The sequence below is a fragment of the Luteitalea sp. genome, from assembly GCA_009377605.1.
Taxonomy (GTDB): Bacteria; Acidobacteriota; Vicinamibacteria; order Vicinamibacterales; family Vicinamibacteraceae; genus WHTT01.
The window spans coordinates 15,839-39,731 of the sequence record WHTT01000022.1 but is presented as its reverse complement, the minus strand read 5'-3'; the positions used below and the strand labels follow the sequence as shown (position 1 = coordinate 39,731).

Here is a 23,893-nt window from a genome sequence, read left to right as displayed (position 1 = left end):
GGAGAAGTACCATGCGACTCGATCTTCTGACAGAGGCACGGCTCGAAGAGGCGCGGCTGACGACGCGGCGGCACTTCCTGCGCCGCTGCGGCCTCGGCCTTGGCGGGATCTATTTGGCGGGCCTTGGTGAACAGGCGTGGGGTGCCTCCGGGCCCGCCGACATCGATCTCACCAATCCTCTCTCGCCACGGCCACCGCAGTTTGCCGGCAAGGCGAAGCGCATCATCTACCTGCACATGGCTGGTGCGCCCTCGCAGCTGGAGATGTTCGATCACAAGCCCAAGCTCAGAGAGCTCGATGGCCAGCGCTGTCCGGACTCATTGCTCGCGGGACGGAAATTCGCCTTCATTCGCGGTGTGCCGACAATGCTCGGGCCGCAGTACGAGATGAAGCAGTATGGCCAGAGCGGCGCGTGGGTCTCCGAGCTGCTACCGGACTTCGCGAGCGTGGTCGACGATGTGTGCTTCATCAAGTCGATGTACACCGGCGAGATCAACCACGCGCCGGCGCAGCTCTTCGTGCACACGGGCGCGCCGCGTCTCGGGCGTCCGAGCTTCGGATCGTGGGTCGTGTACGGTCTCGGCTCCGAGAACCAGAACCTGCCGGGGTTCATCGTCCTCGTGTCGGGTGGACACGCCCCGGATGCCGGCAAGAGCGTGTGGGGGAGCGGCTTCCTTCCCTCTGTGTATCAGGGGGTGCAGTGCCGCAGCGATGGCGATCCAATTCTCTACGTGAAGAACCCAGACGGGCTGTCGCGCGAGGAGCGGCGAAAGGCGCTCGACGTGCTGAACGCCCTGAACCGCAAGCAGCTCGCAGAGGTGGGCGACCCTGAGACGCTGGCACGTATCGCACAGTACGAGCTGGCGTTCCGCATGCAGATCAGCGTGCCAGATGTGATGGACATCACGAAGGAGCCGGCTTACATCCACGAGATGTACGGAAGTGAGCCCGGTGCCGAGTCGTTGGCGAACAATTGTCTGCTCGCCAGACGCCTCGTCGAGCGCGGCGTGCGCTTCGTGCAGCTCTTCGACTGGGGCTGGGATTCACACGGCGCCTCCGAGGCTGAGGCGCTCAACAGCGGCTTCGTGCGGCAGTGCCGCGTGATGAACAAAGCGGTTGGTGCGCTCATCGCCGACCTCAAACAGCGCGGCTTGCTGCAGGACACCCTCGTCGTGTGGGGAGGGGAGTTCGGCCGGACGCCGATGCAGGAGAATCGTGGCGGCGTGATCAACAAGTTCGTCGGCCGCGATCACCATCCCGAAGCGTTCACGATCTTTCTGGCGGGCGGCGGCATCAAGCCGGGAATCAGCTATGGCGAGACCGACGAGCTCGGGTACACAGTCGTACGAGATCCCGTGCACGTCCACGACCTCCAGGCGACCATGCTCGATCGCCTCGGGTTCGATCACACGAAGCTGACCTACGATTATCTCGGCCGGCCGTTCCGGTTGACGGACGTAGAAGGGAAGGTGGTCCGACCCATCCTTGCGTAGGGCACTGCCGCCGCTACTCTTTGAGATACCCCAGATACGCTTCGAGTGCCGCCTGATTGTGCTGGCGGACGAAGTCTTGAACCGCGGCGACGTTGCGGGCCCGCAGGGCGGCCAGGATCGCCCGATGCTCCTGCTGCGCCTGTGCCACGCGATGCACGAGCACACCCTGGAAATAGAAACGGCGGACCCGCCCCCAGCGCGCCAGCACACGCTCGCTCATCTCTTGGAGCAGCGCGAGCTTTGGGATGGCGCTGATGGTCTGGTGAAACCGTGTGTTCAAGTCGGCCCACTGCTCGTAGTGTCCTGCCACCACCGCTTCGTCCATTCGATCGACGAGCGCAGCCAACGACTCGAGATCCTCGGCGGTGGCCCGCTCGGCCACGAGCTTTGTCGCGACCGTCTCGAGTCCCTCGAGCACCGTGAAGACGTCTTGGATGGACTCACGCGACACGGGCGCGACCGTGGTCCCGACGTGCGGGACGTTCACGACGAGTCCCTCCGACTGCAGCATGTGGAGCGCTTCGCGAATCGGGATGGTGCTGACCTTGAGACGGCGGGCGAGGTCATCGATCACGAGCCGCTCGCCAGGTCGCAGCTCACACGTCATGATGGCGTCGCGCAGCGTCAGGTACACGAACTCCTGCTTGGTGCGATGCCTCGTGTCCTTGGGAAGCGCCAGCGGCATAGATAGGATCAGAGGGTCCGCGTCAGCGTACTGCGTGCGAACGTCTGGCGCTACGTGTTCGACGCTGTCTTTCCCGCGACGCGTACAGGTCTGCCTTGTTCGGCCGCTGCATCTGCGGCGAGGCAGGACGCGGCAGAGCGGAGCGCTCGCTGCGGCCCGCAGGCCAGCGGCTTTTGGACCCGGATCGCTGCGCAGAACCCGGAGATCTCGGCACGGTACGCTGCCAGCCGATCGACCTGCTGAGAGGAGCCGCCGCGTTGCGACGGTCTCCCGGCGGCGGCATCAGCCCGACGACTCTCAGAAGCCTCCAGCACCGGGCCGGTTCCCTTTTGTGTGACCTCGATACCCGTGGCCTCGCGACCTCCCGCCTCGTCGAACAGATAGGCTTCTGCCTCGCCGCGCAGGATCAACGTGCCCCTGGTGCCGAAGAAGGTCTCGTAGTAGTGGTCGAATGCGTTGGACTCGATGCTGGAAAAGACGGCCGTTCGGCCGTCCGGATACTCGAACGTCGCGTAAATGTGATCGGCGACTTCGCGGCCATCGCGGAAGCGGTACACGCCGCCTGACGCAAAGACCGTTTCGGGCGCCGCGTCGAAGAACCAGTTCACGACCGCCACTTGATGACTGCCGAGCTCGGCGAGCAGCCCCCTCGAGTAGCGCTTGTAGAGGCGCCAATTGAGTAAGTGCTCGAAGGTCGGGTACCCCCACTTCGAGGGATCGTAGTCGGCTGACGGAGGCTCGCCTTTCCGCCGCCAGTTGCCGTTGCGGTGCCACGCCGTTCTTGCGTGATACACGTCGCCGAGCACACCCGCACGGACGATCCCCTCGTAAGCCGCTTGGTAAATGGAGTTGTAATAGCGCTGATATCCAACCTCGAGCACGCGCCGTTGCCGAGCCGCAGCCGCCTGCATGCGCTCACAGCCGGCGACATCCCAGGCCATCATCTTCTCGCAGAGGACATGCTTTCCCGCTTCCAGCGCGCCGACAGCGATGTCGGCGTGTGTCCACAAAGGGGTGGCTATGACAACGGCTTCGAGCCCTTCGTGCTCGAGCATGTCGCGCCATTCGATGTAATGGCGGGCACGCGGCCGGTTCGTCTTGGCCAGGACCTCATCAGCCGCCGCGAGCTGGGCAGGGTTGATATCGCAGATCGCGCGCACATCGCCAAACGCCTGATCGGTTTGGCCCAGAAGCACCCGTCCCTCGCCGCCCAGGCCGATGAAGCCCACGCGTACGGGGCCGCCCGGGACCGGTCCTTTGAGGGCTGCGGCGGTTCCGAGACCGGCCAGGGCCGGGACGCCGGCAATTGCCTTGAGAAAATTGCGACGGCCAACAGCTTGCTGCTCAGGAGTCAGATGCACAGGCCCTCCACAGCTACTCGGGCTCAGTTACCCGTGAATACCCTCGTCTGCCAGGCGCCAAAGCGACGACGACAGGTCGTGTATTCGGATACGCACAATTACGACTGCAGGATGTGCATATGATATACGAAACGGGGGCGATACGAGAAGGTCGTCATTTGGCGGCGCGTTGGCGAATACGCCTACCGTGGTCGAGACACTTGCCGAGGTGTTGGACGGCGCGTTCGGCGAACGCGCCCTACCTACGATGGTCCCGACTTCCAGGCGGGGCTCCGGTGGCCGATGTTCGGTAGGTGAGCTGCTCGACCACGGTTACGTGTCGAGGTCACTCCATCTCTTCATCGGCCCAGGGCAGCGGTTGCGGGCCGGGACGAATGCCCGCAATGTCCGGATCTTCGTCTCCCTCGCGGGCAGGCGCCTCTGACCGGCGCACCTTCGTGGCCTGTCGCCGCGCGGCTTTCTGCCGTTGTCGGTCCATCCGCGCGCGTTCTCGTTCACGTTTGAGCTGAGTGGGTCTCGACCGAGCCATCCAGGTGTCCTCCTCGGGGGCAGGCTAGTCACGTGCTCCGGCCAACGGCTGCCCGGTACTCTTGGGCGTGGCCCGCTTGCGCTTGGCTGCCTTGCTCCGAGGTGGCGGCGCCGGCTCGTCGGTTGGCTCGAGCACGACGAGACTTGTCACGAAGGTGCGGAGGCCGTGCTGATCGAAGTCAATGACGGTGTGGCGCACATTGGCGTCGGTGACGGTACCGGGCCCATAGTTGGCCTGCGTGACGCGGTCGCCCTTGGCATACAGTCGCATAGAACTCCTTTGTGCGGAAAGCGGATCTCCGACCGGCAGGGCCTAGCCCGTGACGCCGAGGCTGGCTCAATCGACCCCGATGTGAGGCGGAGCGTGCGGGCTGAATCCGCAGCTCTTGGAAGTGTACATCATTGCGGCTCAGACCGAAAGGGAGCCCGGGGGGCGAAAAGTGAGTGGCGAGTGACTGGTCGAGGTGTCCGTCGCGGCGCGTTCGGCGCACGCGCCCGGCTCAGAGCGCTGGAGGCTCGATCTCAATCGGCACGTCGTATTCGTAGGCGACCTGTGACTTCATGTCGAAGAGGCCGGTGCGCGTCTCCATCTCGGCGCGTTGGGGGAGGCCGTCTTCCGTCCGAACCCAGGCCTTGCCCGTACCGTCGAAGATCAAGCCGAGCGCCTTCCACCGAAATCGGAATGTGTAAGTGGACGAGGGGGCGCCCGCCAGCGTCTCGGTGCCCGTCAGCTCGACGTCGGTGATCCCGCCGGAAAGCATCTGTGTGAGGTCGGCGGAGGGCTTTGGTGCGGAGGTGCGCTTACCGGCCTGCCATCGGCCGTTGGCCTGCATGTACGTCTTGTTCCCAACCGCAATGATCTCGCCCGAGAACTCGCCGCGCTTCCACGCCACCCGCGCCCGATCCGGTGCGGCGTGCTCGGAGATGCGCACCATCGGCTGAATACTGAGCCCAATGTTCGTGGTGACAGTCGATCTGTCCGTGAACCGGTAAGGGTAGGCCGTCTGCAGCTTGTCGAACGCGCGGACGAGCGCCTTGTGGGTCGGCTCGGCGGCCGCGGCGCGCGCCTCGGCCTCACTGGTTGCGCTGACGCCAGCCGATGCCGCCTGCGCGGCTCTCGCCGCAGATCGGACCGTTTCCGCGCGGTTCTCGCGCGGCTCCTGGCTGCAGGCGGACCACCACAGCAGGCCTGTCGTCAAGAAGAGCGCGGTGGCTCTCCCCCTCAGATCAACGGACAATCTCATGACCCGTTCCTGCGAAGACGAGCGCCTGGGCGCTTCAACGGAGCTGTGCCAAGATTTCGGCTTCCTGATCGGCCGGCAACTTGCCGATCCAGGAGTCGGTGACCTCGCCCTTGTCGTTGACCAGGATCAAGGTGGGAGTGCCAACGACGTTGAGGGAGCCCAGTGGCTGCTGCCTCACCTCCTTGAGCGGCACGTTGAGGGAGTCGAGATATTTGCGCCCTTCGCTGACCTCTTGAGGGAGCACGGCGATCAGCTGGACGTCGGTCCGAGCGCGTGTTTCCTTGATGAGCTGCTGATAGAAGGGCGCGCTCTCTGAACAGAACCGACACCCGACGGCGAGCGCGAGCACGAGCGTCTTCTTGCTCTTCTGCCAGTCGACCTGTTCCACCGAGACTTTGGTGCCCGCCTCGATCTCGCTCGGTCCGCCGCCTCGCGGACTGAGCACGAACATCTGCAGCAGAATCAGGCCCAAGAACAGTGCCACGACGACGATGGCGACATTGGCCACCACCTCGATCTTCTTCGCGAAACCACCCATATGTCCGTCCTGGGAGTTGTTGAGGTGTGTAAGTCTAACACGAGCAAGGAGCGTTCGGCGAACGCGGCCTACGAGACGCGGAGGATCCCGACACCTCGGCGAGGCATCCGCAAACGAGGCATCGCTCAGAGCGCTGACAAAGAACCCTTCGTCGGGCCCTGAGCGATGCCCACAGCTCTCACCGGTACGCGATTACCCGGTGATGATGCACAGAACGCCGCACAGCGTCGAGAGTACGGCAGCTCCGAATCCGCACACCAGCGAGCCGATGCCGCCGGGATTCGTGAGCAAGCAGTACTGCGCCTCGATGACCATCGCCTCGAGACACTGCGCACGGCAAATTGGCTGTTGGGCGAACACCGGAGCGGCAAAGAACGCGCCCATCAACCCAGCCAACACGAGCATCCGAAACACTAGCCCATTGATTCTCGCTTTGATCATTGTCCACCCCCGGGTTTAACCGGTGATAACAGGCTCATCATGAGCCTCTCGTGATCCATCACGACCCATGTGCTTTGGCTTACCAGCAGAATGCGTCACACAGAATCTCCTGGTTGTAGGCCTGCCACGAGCAGACTATCCCCATGAGACCGGTGGAGTTGCCCAGGGCACAGAACGAAAGAGCGACCTGATACTTCTGGATACAACCCTGGAAGCACAGTTCGCGCGATTGGGCGTACGCGGGCACCGTGTACACCGCGCCGACCAACATGACCAGCATTACCAAACGAAGCAACAGCGTTTTGGTCATTGTCATCCTCCTGTTGAGCTACCGGCGCGAGTCACACCTCGCTGGATCGCACGATCGAGACACCACGCCTCGACATGTCCAGCGCCTGCGACCCGGTGTAGGCGAACGCAGAACAGAACGCACGACCTCGTCCCGTACTGCGACGCCCGTGGAGAAGCCAACGCTGGTATCCTTCGCGCCGCGCTCGGCACGACGCGGGACCTGGACAGCATTGGGTGGCTCACCCAAGTGAGCCGGGCCTTGGATCGGTCGATCCCAGGCGTTTAGATCGGGAGCGTGCCGCCGAGCGCGCCGCCGAGCAGACCCGAGACGATTCCCAGGACGGGCTCCAATAGGCCAAAGACGAGAGCAAGAACGACGTCGAGTCCCATGGGTTCATACCTCCTTTTGCTGCGGGCTACCTGGAGCTCATGCACCCGCCATCCTTCAGGTTCGGCATCTCTGCCGTGCGGGTGGCCACCAGCGCCGAGCCTGGGGAGTTGCTCGAGTCACCGGCGTGACGAAATCTGGCGCGTTTTGGGGATCCGACACCACGTCACTGCATGAGCAGCGCGTAAGGTAACCCAGGCGGAGTATAGTGTCAATAGGGTCATTCCCCCTAGTGCGCCGGATGCGCGCGTAAATTCGAGAAGATGCGGCTCAGGGCTGTCTCAATCTACGCGAGAAGTGATGCGCAAGCGCACACGGTAGCGATATCAATAAGCTCATATTATACAGACATATAATAGAGATCATTCGCACTAGCATTTCCAGCCGCATCGACCCGCCATCGTTGGGCACTGACATACTATTCCAGAGATCACTATTGATGACGGATCCGCCGTGTTAAACGATCTTATACATGCTACTGCCGAGTATGTTATTGCTCGTATACCATCTCCGTCACCGGACATGACGGGAGGCAGAGCCGCTTGCCTGGTTATGCGACCTGCAGTGGCCGTCGTATACGAGCGTAGGGGCGATCGGACGATCGCCTTGCCTGTATGCGGTTTTACGAATGGTAAGATGCCTTCTCCGATGCCTGTTTCCACGGACGCTGTCACCGCTCAGCGCGAGGCGCTCGATCGCTGGACGCGCGAGATCGTGCAATGGCACTTCGATCCGGCCACGGGAACACCGTTTTGGCTGGAGTACGCGGCGCGCCTCGATTGGGATCCGCGCGTTGAGATCCGCTCCTACGAGGATTTGTCGAAGTTCGGTGCCTTTCAGGATGACTGGCTGCGCGGCGGACCGGTGCGCCGCTGGGTGCCGCACGCCTACGTCGGACGACCCGTGTCGCTCTTCGAGACCGGCGGCAGCACAGGCGTCCCGAAATCGCGGATCAACATCGAAGATTTCCGCATCGACTACGAGCAGTTCAGCGACACCTTGCCCGACAGCGGCTTTCCTCCGGGCAGCGATTGGCTCGCCATCGGCCCAACCGGGCCACGTCGTCTGCGGCTCGCGGTCGAGCATCTGGCCCAACATCGAGGTGGCATCTGCTTCATGGTGGACCTCGACCCACGCTGGGTCATCAAGCTGATCAAGAGACGCGCCTTCGAAGAGGCGGAGCGCTACAAACAGCACGTCATCGATCAGGCGCTCACCCTGCTCCGCGCGCATGACACCATCCGGTGCCTCTTCACGACGCCCAAGCTGCTCGAAGCGTTGTGTGAGAAGGTGTCGCTCCGCAAGATGGGCATCGTTGGCGTCTTCTGCGGCGGGACGGAGATGACGCCACAGTTCCATCGCTTTGCCGTCGAGGAGCTCCTCGACGGCGTCTACTTTGCGCCCACCTATGGCAACACCATGATGGGGCTCGCCGTGCACAAGCCCTTCGTGCCGGAAGACAACTACGCGGTGATTTACTATCCCCCCGCGCCCCGAGCGATGCTCGAGGTGGTCGAGCCGGACCAGCCCGATCGGCTCGTCGCATACGGCGAGACTGGGCGCGTGCGCCTCTCCACGCTCACCAAGGAATTCTTCATGCCACGATTGCTGGAGCGTGACGAGGCGGAGCGCGAGCCGCCATGCGAGCCCTATCCCTGGGATGGCGTGCGCAACGTGCGGCCCTTCTCGCGTTTTGAGGGGTCAGTGGTTGAGGGGGTTTACTAGTGGGAAGGGATCTAGGGATCTAGGGATCTAGGGATCTAGGGGTCGAGGTTTTATCCCTTGGCCCCTTGGCTCCTTGACCCCTTTATCCCTAGAAGAAAGCGAGCGAAGCGAGCTGATCGATGCTGCACATTCCCTTATTGAGACACGGCACTCCGTACAAGAGCTTGGACGAAGTTCTCGTGCCGCACCATCGCACGGCACAGCCGTTTGTGGCCGTGAGCCAGGCGAACGTGGGGCTCATCCGCCGCGACCTGTTGCCGGCAGGACAAGCGGCCGCCCGGCAGCGGCTCGCCGCGCTCTCGGTCGAGCGTCTCCTTGGGATCTGCCGGGAAGCAGCCGATCGGTTCCTCCATGGGACGCTGCCGCTTGGCGACGACCGTCAAGCGCCGCAGGACTACGTCGAGCAGGTGTCGGCGACCACCGGGCTGCCGTATGCGCTGGCACAGCGAAACATGGGCCGGATAGCCGACGTGCTCACCGAGATGCCGCGCGTCATCGATGGCCTGACACGTCGGCTCGACCTGCGTGTCCTCGATGTCGGCGTCGGCGAAACAGCGGGAGCGGTCTTGAGCTTCGTGGCCCGCACGCAGGCGCTTGGGGTCGTTCTGCCGAGTAATTCACCTGGCGTGCACGCCTTGTGGACTCCGGCGGTGCCGCTGAAGGTGCCGCTCGTCTTGAAGCCTGGCAGTGCCGAGGTATGGACGCCGTTCCGGCTCGCGCAGGCCTTCATCGCGTCGGGCTGCCCGCCAGAGGCCTTCAGCTACTACCCGTCGGATCACGCCGGCGCTGGCGAGATCGTTCGCCAAACGGGCCGTTCCATGTTTTTTGGTGATGCCGCCTCTGTGGGCATCTTCAGCGGAGACCCGCGTGTGGAGCTGCACGGTCCTGGGTACTCGAAGGCGCTCATCGGGCCGGACCAGATCGATCGCTGGACGGACCACCTCGATCTGCTCGTGTCGTCCATCGCCGACAACGGCGGCCGCTCGTGCGTGAACGCCTCCGGCGTGTGGGTTCCCGCGCGGGGCCGCGAGGTCGCCGAGACGCTCGCCGCTCGCCTTGCGGCGATCGAGCCGCGCCCGGCGGAGGATCCGGCGGCTCTGATCGCGCCGTTCACCGATCCCCGCGTGGCCAAATGGGTCGACCAACAGATCGAAGCGGGATTACGCGAGCCAGGTGCCATCGACGTCACGGCTGGCCGCCGTCAGGGGCCACGCTGCGTTGAGCAGGATGGATGCACGTACATGCTGCCGACGATTGTCTATTGCGACAGCCCCGCACACCCGCTAGCGAATCGAGAGTTTCTCTTCCCCTTCGCGAGTGTGGTGGAGCTCTCGCCCGACGAGATGGCGTCCTTGCCGGAGGCCATGGGACCCACGCTGGTGGCCACCGCCCTGACATCGGACCAAGCCCTGACCTCACGCCTCATCGCGTCGCCGCTCGTCGATCGCTTGAACCTGGGGGCCATCCCCACCAACCGGATCGCCTGGGACCAGCCGCACGAGGGCAACCTCTTCGAGCATCTGTACGCGCGTCGCGCGTTTCAGCAGGCCGCGTCCACGATCGGGAGCGCCGCCTGACGTGCAGATTCTCGCAATCACCGCGGGCGCGGGCGCGATGTATTGCGGGAGCTGCCTGCGCGACAACGCCCTGGCGGCCGAGCTCCTCGCGCGCGGCCACGACGTGGTCCTCGTGTCGGTGTACACCCCCACGCGGACCGATGAGCGGAACGTCAGCCGCCATGAGGTGTTGCTCGGCGGCATCAGCGTCTATCTCGAAGAGAAGATTCCGCTGTTTCGATACACACCGAAGGTGCTGGACCGGCTCTGGGATGCTCCAGGGGTGATCCGTGCCGCGACGCGGAGGGCGGTGAGCACTGACCCCGCGACGCTGGGTGAAATGACCGTGTCGATGCTCCGAGGCGAGCATGGTCCCCACCGGAAACAGATCGCCAAGCTCCTCGACTGGTTGCGCGATCAGGTGCAGCCGGACTTGACCATCTTGCCGAACTCGTTGCTGATTGCGCTCGCAGGGCCGATTGCCCGCGCGACGAGGCGGCCCGTTGGCATCACGTTGCAGGGAGAGGATCTCTTCCTCGACGGCTTGCGCGAGCCGCATCGGGCCCAGGCGCTCGATCTGATCAGGCAGCAGGTGGACACGGTCGACGCGTTCTTCGCCGTCAGCGAGCTCTACGCGCCGCACATGGCGCGGCTTCTCGCCATCCCGGCGGAGAAGATGCACATCGTGCCGCTCGGTATCAACGCCGACGACTTTCAGCGGCGTGGCGCGCGCGGCCGCGACCTGGTCCGCATCGGCTTCCTGGCCCGCATCGCGCCGGAAAAGGGCTTGCACGTCCTCTGCGAGGCATATCAGCGGCTACGTGCGCGCTCCCACGGCCTGCCGACAATGCGCCTCGAGGCGGCTGGCTACCTTGGCCCGGAGCAACGCGGTTATCTGGCCGGCATCGAGCGCCAGATGCGGGAAGCAGGACTCGCCGCGGAGTTCCGGTATCTCGGGGAGCTGGATCGCGCGGGGAAGGTCGAGTTCTTGCAGAGTCTCGATGTCTTCTCCATGCCGGCGACCTACGATGAGCCGAAGGCATTCTCCGTGCTCGAAGCCATGGCGAGCGGTGTGCCGGTCGTGCAACCGCGCAGGGGAGCGTTGTCGGAGATCATCGAGAAGACCGGCGGCGGTCTCTTGGTCGATCCGGAAGACGTGGACGCGCTCGCCGAGGGGCTTCGCCGCGTCCTGGGCGATCCCTCTCTAGCTGAGCGTCTGGGCGCGGCAGGTTACGCCGGTGTGCGCGATCACTACAGTACGGCGCGGATGGCAGATCGTGCGCTCGAGGCGTACACCGCCGTCATCGGCCGTAGATCAGACGCCCGACCTGAAGGTCGGGCCTACATGGCATCGTCCCTGGAGTGAGGTGTAGGCCCGACCTTTAGGTCGGGCATGCTCGGCGGGACCAATGCAGAATCCGCTACAAATGAGGTATGTCTGGACTGCAGGCTGCTGACGTCAGCAAGAGCTATCCCACGCCGCGTGGTGACCTCGAGGTGCTCTCGGGAGTTTCGTTGACGCTTGCTCCGGGAGAGGCCGCGGCAATCATGGGGCCGTCGGGCAGCGGTAAGAGCACGCTGCTGTACATCCTTGGTGCGCTCGAGTCACCCTCTTCTGGACAGGTGACCCTCGACGGGGAAGATCCCTACGGGCTTCCAGAGCCCGCCCTTGCACGGTTTCGTAACCAGAAGATCGGGTTCGTGTTTCAGGACCATCTCTTGCTCCCGCATTGCTCGGTGCTCGAGAACGTTCTGGCGCCGACACTCGTCGACCGCGGTCGTGACGCGGTGGCAGACCGCGCGCGTGCGCTGTCGTTGCTCGAGCAGGTGGGGTTGATCGACCGAATCGAGCATCGGCCAGCCGAGCTGTCGGGTGGGGAGCGACAACGTGCCGCCCTTGCGCGCGCGCTGATTCGCCGTCCGCGCGTCGTGTTGTGCGACGAGCCCACGGGTAATCTGGATCGTGCGGCGGCAGAGGCGGTGGTCTCGTTGCTCGTGGAGCTGCACCAGCGCGAGCAGGTCATCCTCATTCTCGTGACGCACAGCACGGCCGTCGCCGAGCGTGTTCCCGTGCGATTCGACCTGGTCGAGCGGCGTTTGGTGCGCCGCGAGCATGGGTGAGGCGATGACGTTCAGCACCCTCGCACGGCGCGCCTTCGTCTACTACCGGCAGACCAACGCAGCGGTCGTGCTCGGGATGGCGTGTGCGGTTGCCGTGCTATCTGGCGCGTTGCTGGTCGGCGAGTCGGTGCGGGAGAGCCTGCGCGAGCTGTCCGTGGGGCGACTTGGCCAAACAGATCTCCTGGTCACCTCCGAGCGCTTCTTTCGGGAGCAGTTGGCGACCGACGTCGATCCACAGGGCGCGGTTGCGGTGCCCGTGGTGGTTGTAGATGGGCTCGTTAGCGACGAGCGGAGTGAGCAGCGTTCCTCTCGCGTGGAGGTCTTTGGTGTCGACCGGCGATTCTGGCGTTTCCACGGGGTCGAGGCGCCCGCCCTCGACGCCTCGGATGCGTGGGTGAGCCCAGGCCTCGCGCGCGAGCTGGCCCTGGTGCAAGATGATCCGCTGCTCATCCGCACGCGGAAGCCGTCAGCCATTCCTGGAGAGTTCCTGCACGGCCGCCGAGACGAGGTCGGTCGGACGATGAGAATGCGCGCTGCTGGGATACTGGAGCGCGCACAGCTCGGCGAGTTCAGCCTGAAGCCGCAGCAGGATGATGTGCGAGCGGTGTTCCTTCCGCTGGAACGTCTGCAGCGGGACCTCGAGCAACAGGGACGTGTGAATGCGATCTTGATCAACTGCCCCGAGCCGAGCGAGAGCTCGGCGGACTGCGCGCGTCCCGTTCGCCAACATGCGACGCTGGAAGATCTCGGGCTCGTCGTGCGGCCGGTTGCGAGCGGCACCGCTCTGTCACTGGAGAGTCGATCTGGCCTTCTCGCCGAGCGTGTTGCCCGGGCGGCAACCGAGAGCGCCTCCGCGAGCGGCCACCATGCATCACCCCTGTTGACGTACGTCGCCAACGCCATTCGCTACGGCGATCGCGAAGTACCGTACTCGCTCGTGACCGCGCTCGACGAAAGGGATATTTTTCGGGCAGCTGAAGCGAGCGAGAGCCGGCTGCGGAGGCCGCCCCTGCTTTCGAGCGACGTCGCGACAGGCGCTGTTCCAGACATCGTCGTGAACACGTGGGCTGCGCGGGCACTCGGCGTCAGTGGAGGGGAGCGCGTCGCGCTCGAGTACTACGTGTGGGAGGGCTCGGGACGGCTCGATACCCGTGCCGCAGACTTCCGCGTGGCCGCCGTGGTGCCGATCACGGCGGCGGATCGTGACTTCGCCCCCAACTATGAAGGAATCAGCGACGCCACGAGCGTGGCGGAGTGGGAGCCCCCGTTCCCCGTGGATCTCGGGAAGATTCGGCCGGCAGACGAGGAGTACTGGGAGCGCTACCGGACAACGCCAAAGGCGTTCGTCCCGCTCGAAGCCGGCCAGCAGCTCTGGGGATCTCGGTACGGGCAGCTCACCGCGGTGCGCGTGCAGCTAGCGGCGGGAGCGAACGTGCAAGCGGCACGCGAGCAGTTCCAACGAGCGCTGCGCGCGAAGCTCGATCCGCTCGCCTCTGGGCTCGTCGTGCTTCCTGTTCGGGAGCAGGCGCTGCGCGCGTCCGTCGGTGCGACCGACTTCGGCGAGTACTTCACCTATTTCAGCTTCTTCCTTGTCGTGGCCGCGTTGCTGCTCGCGGCGCTGTTCTTTCGCCTCGGGATCGAGCAACGGATCCAGCAGGTTGGGGTGCTCCGAGCCGTCGGCTATTCATCCGCTGCCGTCCGTCGGCTCTTTCTTCTGGAGTCGGTCGGCCTCGCGCTCGCGGGTGGTGTCCTCGGCATGTTCGGTGCGCTCGCCTACGCCTGGCTCATCATGTTCGGCCTGCGCACCTGGTGGGTGGGCGCTGTCGGCACGACGCTTCTCGAGCTCCATCCCTCTCTCTTGACGCTGGGTGCCGGCGCTCTCGGCGGACTGCTGATTGGTGTGGCGGTTATTTGGTGGACGCTCCGCTCACTGCGACGAACAGCGCCGCGTGCGCTGCTTACGGGGGATGTCGCGTCCGCGTTCGGCGGACGATCGCCTCGCTCTTCAGGTCGCCTCCGACTCGCCGCGGGTGCCCTTGGTGTTGGGGCGGTGGCACTAGCCGCCGCTTCGGCGGCCGGTTTGATTGGCGAGACCGCTGGCTTCTTCGGTGCGGGAACACTCCTGCTCGCGGCGGCGCTGTCCGCCTTCAGCGCCTACCTCGCCCGCGGAAAAGGGAGCGAAACCGCGTGGGCCGTTGACGAACGCATCGGGCCGAAAACGGGGACAGTCCCCGTTTTCGCTCCCTATTCCGTGCCTCGGTTGGGCATCGGGTACGCAGGATGGCGGCGTGGCCGGAGTGTGCTCTCCGCCGCGTTGATTGCCTCAGCAGTGTTCCTCATCGTCTCCGTGGAGGCATTCCGGCGTGAGGGCACTGCAGACGCCGCCGACAAACGCTCTGGTACCGGCGGGTATGCGCTGATTGCCGAGTCGCTGCTGCCGCTCTTTCACGATCCGGAAGCCCCCGAAGGGCGCGACGCCCTGAACCTGATACCGGATTCGAGCTCCGATCCTCATGCCTCGTTTTCTCTGACGCGTTTGCGCCTGCGCTCTGGAGACGATGCAAGTTGTGTCAATTTGTATCGCCCTCAACGCCCGCGTGTGGTCGGTGCGCCTGCCGCGTTCATCGACAGCGGCCGGTTCGCCTTCGGTGCCACGACGGCGTCGACCGATGAAGAACGGCGCAACCCTTGGGTGTTGCTCCGTCGGCGTGATGCCGGGGGGGCAGTGCCGGCGATTGCGGACGCCACGTCGCTTCAATACGTGTTGCACGCCAGCGTCGGTGACGAGCTGGTCATCGATGAAGGGACAAACCCCATCCGTCTACGCATTGTTGCCGCGCTCGCGGACAGCGCATTGCAAGGAGAGCTGATCATCGACGAACGGCGATTTCTCGAGCTCTTTCCCGACGAGGAAGGCTATCGCTTCTTTCTGATCGACGTCGAGTCGACACCTGCCGGCTCGTCGGCGGGCGCGGCGGCGGTGACCAGCTTTCTCGAAGGCCGGCTCGACGATTTTGGCTTCGACGTCTCCTCGACGACGGAGCGGCTCGCTGCGTTCCACCGTGTGGAGAACACGTATCTCTCGACGTTCCAGGCGCTGGGTGCACTGGGACTGTTGCTTGGGACGATTGGTCTGGCAGCCGTCGCCGTGCGCAATGTGCTCGAGCGGCGACGTGAGCTTGCGCTCTTGCGCGCGATCGGATACCGTCGGCGCGATCTCACCACGATGATTGTCGCCGAGAATGCGATGCTGCTCGGCGTTGGACTTGGGGCGGGTGTTGCGGCCGCGCTCGTGGCGGTCGCGCCAGTCGCGCTCGAGCGCGGCGGGCGCCTGCCACTGCTCTCGCTCACAGCGTTGGTGCTAGCGGTCATTGCCGCCGGGCTGCTGTCCTCCGTTGCGGCGGCGAGGGTCTCCGCCCGCGCACCGCTTCTGGCGGCGCTGCGCTCCGAGTGAACGTAACGAAACACCGGCAGCTTCAGACCTGCCTGTGTTCGCGATGAAGACCGCCGTAGCGCAGGCCTTCAGGCCTGCCTGCGTGCGCGATGGAGACAGCCGTAGCGCCGGCCTTCAGGCCTGCCTGCGTGCGCGAATGGCTATCCGTAGGTCTTCGTGAACTTACGAATCGAATCTACGGTGCGAGGATCTCCTCAATCCGATAAACTTCTGATCCGCTGAACGGATAGCTTAGAGGGTCCTTCGTCAGTCCTGCCCGGACGGGGTTCCCGAGGATATACCGGATGACGTTCTCGGTCGCTTCATCGTCTCGAAGGATTCGATCGTGGTAGCTTGGTTGCCACAATCTCTCGCCGGTGCGTTTCTTGAAGGCGAATCCCGCCCGCTGCTTGAAGTCCTTCACGAAGCTCGGGCAATGCGACGCGTCACGAGCTCCCTCGGCCAGGACATGGAGGTGGTTAGGCATGAAGCACCATGCCAAAAGTTGCATTGAGAAACGAGCGGCAGATTGCCGTAAGTGCGACACCGTCTCCTCTACCGTTGCCGAAGCCTCGAAGTAACGCTGCCGCTTGCAGGTGCAACAGGTCAGCAAATATCGGTAGCAACCGAGATAGTCGAACGCGCGCAGGCGAGGACGACGCGGCAGCATGCGTTGAGAAGGCGCAAGGTCCGTGCCTGTGGGCAGGCCTAAAGGCCTGCGCTACGCCTGCGCTGTGTCTGCGCCGCGCGTGGAAACCGTCCGGCAGCGGACAGGCGCGGTTGCGTGGAAAAGACACAGCTTCAGCTTCGCACCGGGATCGCCCGTGCTCATCGACGTGGATGGCCAGCCGCAGCTGGTGGCATTCAGCGGCGACGAGGTTGCAGGGATCGACCCAGCGAACGGCGACCTGCTCTGGCGCCATCCGCACAAGACCGACTACGGCCTCAATATCAGTACACCGGTGTGGGGACGGGACAATCTACTCTTCCTTTCGTCGGCGTACAACAACGGCAGCCGCGTGCTGCAGCTCACCCGAAGCGGCGGCAAGACGAATGTCAAGGAGCTCTGGTTCAACAACCGGATGCGCGTGCACATCGGCACGGTGATCCGCCTCGGGGACCACGCCTACGGAGCGAGCGGCGACTTTGGCCCCTCGTTCATCACCGCTATCAACGTGAAGACCGGTGAGATCGCCTGGCGCGATCGCTCCTTCGCGCGCGCGCAGTTCGTGTACGCGGACGACAAGCTCATCATCCTCGACGAGGACGGCGCGCTCGGCATTGCCACGGTCTCGCCGAAAGGGCTGAAGGTGCACACCCGAGCGGACGTGCTGACGAAGATCGCGTGGACACCGCCGACGCTCGTTGGCACCCGGCTGTACGTTCGTGACCGGCAGAATATCGTCGCGCTGGACTTGGGAGGCAGCAGTTAGGATTCGGCGCGAAACGGCCGGGCGTATCTGGGCGTATCGTAGTGGGGGCCGAGCCCTCGTGTGAGATACCATCACAAGCGATGAAATCAGGAGCGTTGCGCATCAAGGAGGGAACTGTGCGTTGGGTGCTTACCTCGTGCGTGGCCGTGGTGCTTGCCGCCGGTGTCGTCGTCGAGGCCGAAAACTGGCCTCAGTGGCGTGGCCCGCAAGGAAACGGCGTCAGCTCCGAAAGTGGCCTGCCCGTGAGCTGGTCCACGACCGAGAACGTGGCCTGGAAGCTCACCATGCCGGAGTTCTCGGGCTCGACGCCGATCATCTGGGGTGAGCGAATCTTTCTGAACACCGCCGATGGTGACGAGCTGCAGCTCTGGGTCCTCGATCGGACGAAGGGCGACCTGCTCTGGAAGCAACCGCTCGGCGGTGGCAACTTCAAGATCCGCAAGCAGAACATGTCCTCGCCGTCGCCGGTCACCGATGGCCAGCACGTGTGGGTGATGACCGGCACGGGTGTCTTGACAGCCTTCGATCTCTCTGGGAAACAGCTCTGGACCCGTGACATCCAGAAGGATTACGGCGCGTTCGGCCTCAACTGGGGCTACGCGTCGTCGCCGTTGCTCCACGACGGCGCGCTTTTCGTCCAGGTCCTCCACGGCATGAAAACGGATGACCCGTCGTACGTGCTGCGTATCGATGCTCAGACTGGCAAGACCGTATGGCGTATCGAGCGGCCGACCCCTGCGATTCGCGAGTCACCGGACTCGTACGCCACACCGGCGTTGTTGCAGTACGGAGATGCCACCGAGATCGTCGTCGTTGGCGGTGATGTCGTCACCGGCCACGACCCGGCGAGCGGAAAGGAGCTGTGGCGTTCCGGCGGCCTGAACCCAGAGAACAATCCATTCAATCGCATTATCGCCTCACCGATCGTTGTGGACGACATCGTCTACGCGCCGTCGCGGGAGAAACCGCTGCTGGCGCTCAAGGCGGGCGGCCGTGGTGACATCACCGACACGCATCGCCTCTGGTCGTTCGACCGCGGGCCGGATGTACCAACGCCGGCGACCGATGGAGAATATTTCTACGTCGTGGACGACAAGGGAGTGGCGTACTCTCTCGACGCGAAGACCGGGAAGGTCATCTGGGGGCCAGAACGGCTCGAGCCGGGGACGTATAGCAGCTCACCTGTGGTCGCCGGTGGCAAGGTCTACGCCACCAACGAAGATGGCCTCACCAGCGTCTTCAGGGCCGGACCGAAGTTCGAGAAGCTTGCTGCGAACGCGCTCGACGACTATTGCCTTAGCTCGCCGGCAGTGTCCGACGGGCAGATCTTCCTTCGGACGACGAAGCACCTGTGGGTGATTGGCGAACGGAAGTAACGTTGAATCAAGCCTGTGGACGATAGTAGAGGACCAACGCCGCTCCAATCGACGCCAGCAGGAACCCGACGTACAGCATCGGGTTGGGTGCGGTCTTCGGCGGATGGATGGCGAGTGACACGAGAACATTGACGAGCGGCGCGCCACCAAAGACGAGCGGCATCACGTAGAACGGGAGACCGCCCGAGCGGAATGCATAGATGATGCACACCGCGCCAATGGCGCCGAGCACCCCAGCCACCAGCGCCGTCGTTACGCCGCCGGCGCTGAAGTCCCGCGCACCCAGAGTGCCTTGGTAGCTCAGGACCGCCAGAGGCACGACCACGCCGATCAAGAAGTACGCCACCCCTACGCAGAGTAGCGCTCGCAGGGGATTGCCAAGTCGAATCTGTCCCTGGTGTAGCAGCACACCATAGGTTCCCCACGAGAGAACCGCACCTCCAACGAACCAAAGCCAACTCATTTGTTCCTCCGCGTCTATCAATCCCTTACGGATACGGACGCCTCGGCGAGGCGTCTCTCTACCATGGTAGGGCGCGTTCGCCGAACGCGCCATGCTCGCGAACGGCCGCCTCGGCGAGGCCGCCCTACCTAGAAAACCAGCCGCACACCGAGCTGGATCTGCCGTGACGAGGTCACCGTCGAGGTGATGCGTCCGAAGGTCGGGAGCGGCGCCTCGTCGTCTGCCGCGCCCGCGAACGCCGTGAGGCTCGGCGGGCCGAAGTTCGTGTGATTGAGCACGTTGAAGGCCTCGATTCGCAGCTCGAGGCGCGCACCCGTGCCGAGCGCGCCGAGACGAGCCTGTTTCGTGAGTGAGAGGTCCAACGTGCGGAGATCCGGGCCGGTGAAGTCGCCTCGGCCGGTATTGCCAAACGTGCCAGCCGGCTGGAGCGCGAACGCGGCGGGATCGAACCACTGGTCAGGGCGCCCGAGGACCGCGTTCGATGCGTCGCGTCCTGGAGCGTAGCTGGCACGATCCTGCCCGATACCCGGTCCGAGCGAGGGGGTCCAGAGCGAGCGCGATCGGTTCTGCTGTACGAAGACCGTGAGCGGATTACCGCTCCGCATGGTGAGGATGCCTGCGAGCTGCCAGCCGTCGACGAGCGCCCTCGCCAGGCCTCCTGTATTGCGCGCGAACGGCAGCTGCCATGTCGCGCTCATCACCCAGCTGTGTGTCGCGTCGAAATCGGATCGCCCCTTGTTGTAGTCAGGGATGAACTCCGGAAACGCCGATGTCGTCCCGTTGGTCGCGTCCGAGAAGAAGGTCGACGCCTGCGTCGTGTCCTCGCTCCGCGAGAGCGTGTAGGAGGACTGCAGCATGAACCCATCTCGCCAGCGTCGCCGCAGGTCGATGACGAGCGCTCGGTACCAGGAGTCGCCATCGCTGCTCTTGATCTCGATGGTGGAGAAGCTCGAGTTCGGCCGCGGCGTGCCGGGCGGGATGAAAAGAGAGCCGTCCGGGAGCTGTTCCGGCGTCGGCACGTTCGCGTCGCTGCTGCGCAGGAGATGTTCTCCCCGAGATCCCGCATAGCTGACCGTAGCGACCATCTCCAAAGGGAGCGCGCGCTGAAGGCTGACGTTCCAGACGTGGACGCGCGGATTCTCCAGGTCCCATTGCACGGGGCGAATCGAGTTGCCCACGGCGCGGTCGAACGGCGGCACGGGGAAGGTCGGGTTGGAGATGATGACGCGCGGTGTGGCGGGCGGATTCGTCACCGTGACGATGAGGTTCTGCTGGTTGTTCGTGTTGAAGTAAAGGCCGTAGCCGCCGCGGAGGGACGTGCGACCGCTCCCGCCGATGTCCCATGCGAAGCCGCCGCGTGGCGACAGGTTGGTGAGCGTCGGATTTTGATAGAGCTGGCCAACGGTCGGCTCCTGATCGGTCAGATCGATGATGGTCGAGTCGCGCCCGTGGATGTCCTTCGGCATCGTGGTGAGCTCGTACCGCAAGCCGCCGTTCACCGTGAGATGCGGTGTGACCTGGAACTCATCCTGCGCGTAGAAGCCGAAGAGCGTGAAGCGCCAATAGCGGTCAATCTGCCCCTCGGGCATCAAGCCGATGAAGGTCAGTGGCTGGTTGGCCAAGAAGGTTTGCAGATTGGCGAATCGAAAGATACCAAGACTAAAGGTCGGGTTGACCATGTTGTCTTGATAGCGCTCGATGAGCGCCCCCGCCTTCAGGAGGTGCCGGCCGCGCGTGTGAATCAGATCGTATTGGAGACTGAACACGTTCTGCACGAGGCCGAGATTCGCGGAGGACTGCGGTCCGAACCTGCGGAGGCCGCCGATGTCGACGTCGCCAATGATGGACTGGCCGGGCACGAATGGCGTCAGCGGCTGCGACAGATTGGCCTGGACCGTTTGGCCGATGCGCGTCCGGCTGAAGCCGATCCGGAACGTGTTCAGCGTCCGGTCCGATGTGACCTGCCGGTACTCGCCCGTGAAGAACTGGTTGCGCGAGACGAACGCTCGCGGGAACTGTGGGTAGTCGGTCGGAAGCTGTTGGTCGGCATCGTCGAACGTGTAGCGCGCGAAGAGGTGATGATTGTCTCCGACGTGATAATCGACACGGCCCTGCGCGAAGTGCTGATCGATGGTCTGATTGAAAGGGAACGTGTAATCCGCCAGCCCGCCTCCCAACGAGGGCCCGTTTGCGACCGGAAACGCTTCCAAGTATGGTTGAACACCTGGATCGATTGGTACGGTGATCGTCCGGCCGGGAGTCGCGGGATCCGGGAGGACGCCGCGCCTCGCGTTGTCGTCCGGGACGACCGTGGAGATGGTTCGTCCCAACCGCTCCCGGAGCGCCTCGTATCCCACGAAGAAGAACGTGCGATTGTGCTGCAGCGGCCCGCCGATTGCGGTGCCGTATTGATTGCGGCGAAACGCGGGCTTCTCGTCGCGGTCGAAGAAGTTGCGAGCATCGAGCGCGTCGTTGCGATGATATTCGTAGGCGCTTCCCGTGATGTCGTTCGTACCCGACTTCGTGACCACATGAATTTGTCCGCCGGAGTTCCGACCGAACTCGGCCGCATAGGCGTTGGTCTCGACGCGGAACTCACGAATGGACTCCATGCCGAGCGCCGTGCCGGCGGCGCTGCCCGCCGGACCGTTCGTGAAGTCGTTTTGCAGGGTGCCATCGATCAAGTACACGTTCGAGCGCGGATCCTGTCCGTTCACGCTCATGCCAAGACCGTGAGCCACCACGGAGCCGCCGTCCCGGTGCGGGAACGGGTTGACGCCAGGCTGCAGCAGCGCGAGATCGGTGTAGTTGCGGCCGTTCAGCGGGAGCTGCTCGATCGTCTGCTGTGACACGAGATAGCTCAGCTCTGATGTGCGCGTGTTGACCGGCGAGGCGGCGCTGCTCACAGTGACCGCCTCGTCGAGGCCTCCCACCTCGAGCACGAGAGCGAGCACCGCGGGCTCGCCAACCACGAGGTCCACGCCAGAACGGACGAGCGGCTTGAAGCCGGCGAGCTCCGCCCTGACCTCATAGCGACCCACGGGAAGACCCACGAGAATGAATTGTCCGTCAGCGCCGGCAACCGCAGTGCGGGTCGTGCCGGTGTCCAGATGACGGGCCACGACGGTGACGCCGGCCAGGCGGCCACCGTTCACATCCTGAACCGTGCCGGTCATGGCGCTGAAGGTGGCTTGGGCGCTCGCGCGTGCGAGGAAGGGCGTGGCGAACGAGCCGAGGCTGACAAGGGCCATCAGAAAAGCGATGCTGAGATGTCGCACGCTGTGGAGGTCCTCCGGATGGCGACTGAGGGACAGATCGGACGAGATGCCTGTCGTCTCTCTTCTCGTGAAACATGTGAAAAAGATGACAGGCATCTTTTGCCATCTTTTCCAATGTTTGCACATAAGATTACGGTTTGCCCCCTGGTTCTGTTTCAGGAGCACGCATGATTCGCCAACGTCTCACGCCGGTGGAATGGGTGATTTGCGCGATTGCCGCCATCGGCTTCGCATTCGACATCTACGAGATTCTCATGCTGCCGCTCATCGTGCGGCCAGCGCTGATGGAGCTGACCGGGGCTACCCCCGGCACCGCGGCGTTCAACCACTGGGTCGGGCTGCTGTTCTGGCTGCCGGCCATCGCGGGCGGCATCTTCGGCCTGATCGGCGGCTACTTGACCGACCGCTTCGGCCGCCGCCGGGTCCTCGTGTGGAGCATCCTGCTCTATGCGTTCTCGGCGTGCGCCGCAGGCTATACGACCTCCATCGAGTGGCTGCTCTTCTTCCGCTGCACGACGTTCATCGGCGTCTGCGTGGAGTTCATCGCGGCCGTCGCCTGGCTCGCGGAGCTGTTTCCGGAGCCGAAGCGGCGTGAAGCCGTCCTCGGGTACACGCAGGCGTTTTCGTCGATCGGCGGCCTCATTGTGACGGGGGCCTACTACCTGGCCGTCACCTACGGCGACTCGCTGCCGGCCATTCACGGCGGCCACGCCGCGTGGCGATACACGCTCATCTCCGGTGTGATCCCGGCGCTGCCGCTCATCATTGTGCGTCCGTTTCTGCCGGAGTCGCCGATCTGGCAGGAGAAGAAGGCTGCGGGGACGCTTCAACGGCCCAGCATCGCGGAGCTCTTCAGGCCGCGTCTTCGCACGACCACGCTGGTGACCGCGCTGATGTTCGCGTGCAGTTACGGTGCGGCGTTCGGAGCGCTCCAGCATGCGCCGCGTATCGTGCCCGGCCTCGCGGAAGTGCAAGGCCTTTCCGAGGTCCAACAACAGCAAACGGTCTCGGCCGTGCAGGGGTTCCAAGAGACCGGCGGCCTGGTTGGCCGCTTTGCGCTCGCGTTCTTTGCCGTGCGGATCTTGGCGCGCCGGCCGCTGCTCAGGATGTTTCAAGTGCCCGGCTTGATTCTCATCCCGTTCGTCTTCCTCGCCTCGGCTGGCGGCGGCGGCCTGGAGTTGCTGAAGTGGGGCATCTTTGCAGCGGGCTTCTTCACGGTGGCGCAGTTCAGCTTCTGGGGGAATTACTTACCACGCGTGTATCCCGTGCATCTGCGCGGCACCGGTGAAGGGTTTGCCGCCAACGTGGGCGGGCGGATGGTCGGAACGTCGGCGGCGCTCGTTACCGCACAGCTCTCGAACGTCATGCCGGGCGACACGCCCTCCGAGCAGCTCGCGTATGCCGCCGCCACGGTCGCGCTGTTGACCTATGGCATTGGTTTTGCGGCCAGCTTTTGGCTGCCGGAGCCCAAGTCGGAGGCGCTTCCGGAATAGGGCTTGCAATAAAGGGCGTTGCGAGGGGTCTTTTTGACCCCTCGCC

General features: G+C 64.2%; 20 protein-coding genes. 9 read left to right on the top strand and 11 right to left on the bottom strand.

Going from position 1 to position 23,893, the window contains the following annotated elements:
- Positions 1-11: 11 nt before the first annotated feature.
- Entirely contained in the window at positions 12-1,493 is a 1,482-nt protein-coding gene (locus GEV06_09620; GenBank protein ID MPZ18155.1) for a DUF1501 domain-containing protein, read from the top strand.
- A gap of 13 nt (positions 1,494-1,506) precedes the next feature.
- Here the strand turns inward: GEV06_09620 and GEV06_09615 are convergent, their stop codons facing one another.
- From GEV06_09615 to GEV06_09580, 8 genes are all read right to left on the bottom strand, one after another.
- Positions 1,507-2,178 carry an FCD domain-containing protein gene (locus GEV06_09615; GenBank protein ID MPZ18154.1) on the bottom strand — a complete coding sequence of 224 codons (672 nt, stop codon included), beginning with the start codon at positions 2,176-2,178 and terminating at the stop codon, positions 1,507-1,509.
- 50 nt (positions 2,179-2,228) lie between these two features.
- Entirely contained in the window at positions 2,229-3,539 is a 1,311-nt protein-coding gene (locus GEV06_09610; protein ID MPZ18153.1) for a hypothetical protein, read from the bottom strand.
- 325 nt (positions 3,540-3,864) lie between these two features.
- Positions 3,865-4,068 carry a hypothetical protein gene (locus GEV06_09605; GenBank protein ID MPZ18152.1) on the bottom strand — a complete coding sequence of 68 codons (204 nt, stop codon included), beginning with the start codon at positions 4,066-4,068 and terminating at the stop codon, positions 3,865-3,867.
- A 24-nt stretch (positions 4,069-4,092) separates the two neighbouring features.
- Entirely contained in the window at positions 4,093-4,338 is a 246-nt protein-coding gene (locus GEV06_09600) for a hypothetical protein (GenBank protein MPZ18151.1), read from the bottom strand.
- A 229-nt stretch (positions 4,339-4,567) separates the two neighbouring features.
- Positions 4,568-5,311, bottom strand: a complete 744-nt coding sequence (locus GEV06_09595) for a hypothetical protein (GenBank protein MPZ18150.1) — start codon at positions 5,309-5,311, stop codon at positions 4,568-4,570.
- Between the two features lie 34 nt (positions 5,312-5,345).
- Positions 5,346-5,849 carry a hypothetical protein gene (locus GEV06_09590; protein MPZ18149.1) on the bottom strand — a complete coding sequence of 168 codons (504 nt, stop codon included), beginning with the start codon at positions 5,847-5,849 and terminating at the stop codon, positions 5,346-5,348.
- Between the two features lie 192 nt (positions 5,850-6,041).
- Positions 6,042-6,290, bottom strand: coding sequence for a hypothetical protein (locus GEV06_09585; protein ID MPZ18148.1), 249 nt, complete (start codon positions 6,288-6,290; stop codon positions 6,042-6,044).
- A gap of 79 nt (positions 6,291-6,369) precedes the next feature.
- The gene (locus GEV06_09580) at positions 6,370-6,600 is read right to left on the bottom strand and encodes a hypothetical protein (protein ID MPZ18147.1); all 231 of its coding nucleotides are present in this window, start codon (positions 6,598-6,600) and stop codon (positions 6,370-6,372) included.
- A 1,005-nt stretch (positions 6,601-7,605) separates the two neighbouring features.
- Between GEV06_09580 and GEV06_09575 the strand changes: the two genes are divergently transcribed.
- The 5 genes from GEV06_09575 (at position 7,606) to GEV06_09555 (ending at position 15,825) form a co-directional block, all read left to right on the top strand.
- The gene (locus GEV06_09575) at positions 7,606-8,694 is read left to right on the top strand and encodes a hypothetical protein (GenBank protein MPZ18146.1); all 1,089 of its coding nucleotides are present in this window, start codon (positions 7,606-7,608) and stop codon (positions 8,692-8,694) included.
- Between the two features lie 119 nt (positions 8,695-8,813).
- On the top strand, positions 8,814-10,271 hold the full coding sequence (locus GEV06_09570; protein ID MPZ18145.1) for an aldehyde dehydrogenase family protein: 1,458 nt from the start codon (positions 8,814-8,816) through the stop codon (positions 10,269-10,271).
- 1 nt (position 10,272) lies between these two features.
- Positions 10,273-11,616, top strand: coding sequence for a glycosyltransferase (locus tag GEV06_09565; protein ID MPZ18144.1), 1,344 nt, complete (start codon positions 10,273-10,275; stop codon positions 11,614-11,616).
- 68 nt (positions 11,617-11,684) lie between these two features.
- The gene (locus tag GEV06_09560) at positions 11,685-12,371 is read left to right on the top strand and encodes an ATP-binding cassette domain-containing protein (protein ID MPZ18143.1); all 687 of its coding nucleotides are present in this window, start codon (positions 11,685-11,687) and stop codon (positions 12,369-12,371) included.
- Positions 12,364-15,825, top strand: a complete 3,462-nt coding sequence (locus GEV06_09555; protein ID MPZ18142.1) for an FtsX-like permease family protein — start codon at positions 12,364-12,366, stop codon at positions 15,823-15,825. The genes GEV06_09560 and GEV06_09555 overlap by 8 nt, the downstream gene beginning before the upstream one ends.
- A gap of 175 nt (positions 15,826-16,000) precedes the next feature.
- Here the strand turns inward: GEV06_09555 and GEV06_09550 are convergent, their stop codons facing one another.
- The gene (locus GEV06_09550; protein ID MPZ18141.1) at positions 16,001-16,474 is read right to left on the bottom strand and encodes a transposase; all 474 of its coding nucleotides are present in this window, start codon (positions 16,472-16,474) and stop codon (positions 16,001-16,003) included.
- 22 nt (positions 16,475-16,496) lie between these two features.
- Here GEV06_09550 and GEV06_09545 point away from each other — a divergent pair, with 22 nt between their 5' ends.
- Positions 16,497-17,237 carry a PQQ-binding-like beta-propeller repeat protein gene (locus GEV06_09545; protein MPZ18140.1) on the top strand — a complete coding sequence of 247 codons (741 nt, stop codon included), beginning with the start codon at positions 16,497-16,499 and terminating at the stop codon, positions 17,235-17,237.
- Between the two features lie 80 nt (positions 17,238-17,317).
- On the top strand, positions 17,318-18,613 hold the full coding sequence (locus tag GEV06_09540) for a PQQ-binding-like beta-propeller repeat protein (protein MPZ18139.1): 1,296 nt from the start codon (positions 17,318-17,320) through the stop codon (positions 18,611-18,613).
- A gap of 7 nt (positions 18,614-18,620) precedes the next feature.
- On the opposite strand, the gene GEV06_09535 is transcribed toward GEV06_09540, so the two are convergent.
- Positions 18,621-19,076: a hypothetical protein gene (locus GEV06_09535; GenBank protein MPZ18138.1), complete on the bottom strand. Its 456-nt coding sequence runs from the start codon at positions 19,074-19,076 to the stop codon at positions 18,621-18,623.
- Between the two features lie 128 nt (positions 19,077-19,204).
- Positions 19,205-22,480 carry a TonB-dependent receptor plug domain-containing protein gene (locus GEV06_09530; GenBank protein ID MPZ18137.1) on the bottom strand — a complete coding sequence of 1,092 codons (3,276 nt, stop codon included), beginning with the start codon at positions 22,478-22,480 and terminating at the stop codon, positions 19,205-19,207.
- Positions 22,481-22,521: 41 nt separating this feature from the next.
- On the opposite strand from GEV06_09530, the gene GEV06_09525 reads away from it, so the two are divergent.
- Positions 22,522-23,847, top strand: a complete 1,326-nt coding sequence (locus GEV06_09525; GenBank protein ID MPZ18136.1) for an MFS transporter — start codon at positions 22,522-22,524, stop codon at positions 23,845-23,847.
- Positions 23,848-23,893: the final 46 nt, after the last annotated feature.

Excerpts from the sequence above, each read along its gene's own strand:
- GEV06_09535 (MPZ18138.1), bottom strand. The coding sequence starts at position 19,076 with ATGAGTTGGCTTTGGTTCGTTGGAGGTGCGGTTCTCTCGTGGGGAACC.
- GEV06_09530 (MPZ18137.1), bottom strand. The coding sequence starts at position 22,480 with ATGTGCAAACATTGGAAAAGATGGCAAAAGATGCCTGTCATCTTTTTC.
- GEV06_09605 (MPZ18152.1), bottom strand. The coding sequence starts at position 4,068 with ATGGCTCGGTCGAGACCCACTCAGCTCAAACGTGAACGAGAACGCGCG.
- GEV06_09550 (MPZ18141.1), bottom strand. The coding sequence starts at position 16,474 with ATGCTGCCGCGTCGTCCTCGCCTGCGCGCGTTCGACTATCTCGGTTGC.
- GEV06_09555 (MPZ18142.1), top strand. The coding sequence starts at position 12,364 with ATGGGTGAGGCGATGACGTTCAGCACCCTCGCACGGCGCGCCTTCGTC.
- GEV06_09615 (MPZ18154.1), bottom strand. The coding sequence starts at position 2,178 with ATGCCGCTGGCGCTTCCCAAGGACACGAGGCATCGCACCAAGCAGGAG.
- GEV06_09540 (MPZ18139.1), top strand. The coding sequence starts at position 17,318 with ATGAAATCAGGAGCGTTGCGCATCAAGGAGGGAACTGTGCGTTGGGTG.
- GEV06_09590 (MPZ18149.1), bottom strand. The coding sequence starts at position 5,849 with ATGGGTGGTTTCGCGAAGAAGATCGAGGTGGTGGCCAATGTCGCCATC.
- GEV06_09560 (MPZ18143.1), top strand. The coding sequence starts at position 11,685 with ATGTCTGGACTGCAGGCTGCTGACGTCAGCAAGAGCTATCCCACGCCG.
- GEV06_09620 (MPZ18155.1), top strand. The coding sequence starts at position 12 with ATGCGACTCGATCTTCTGACAGAGGCACGGCTCGAAGAGGCGCGGCTG.
- GEV06_09570 (MPZ18145.1), top strand. The coding sequence starts at position 8,814 with ATGCTGCACATTCCCTTATTGAGACACGGCACTCCGTACAAGAGCTTG.
- GEV06_09585 (MPZ18148.1), bottom strand. The coding sequence starts at position 6,290 with ATGATCAAAGCGAGAATCAATGGGCTAGTGTTTCGGATGCTCGTGTTG.
- GEV06_09600 (MPZ18151.1), bottom strand. The coding sequence starts at position 4,338 with ATGCGACTGTATGCCAAGGGCGACCGCGTCACGCAGGCCAACTATGGG.
- GEV06_09525 (MPZ18136.1), top strand. The coding sequence starts at position 22,522 with ATGATTCGCCAACGTCTCACGCCGGTGGAATGGGTGATTTGCGCGATT.
- GEV06_09575 (MPZ18146.1), top strand. The coding sequence starts at position 7,606 with ATGCCTTCTCCGATGCCTGTTTCCACGGACGCTGTCACCGCTCAGCGC.
- GEV06_09595 (MPZ18150.1), bottom strand. The coding sequence starts at position 5,311 with ATGAGATTGTCCGTTGATCTGAGGGGGAGAGCCACCGCGCTCTTCTTG.
- GEV06_09580 (MPZ18147.1), bottom strand. The coding sequence starts at position 6,600 with ATGACCAAAACGCTGTTGCTTCGTTTGGTAATGCTGGTCATGTTGGTC.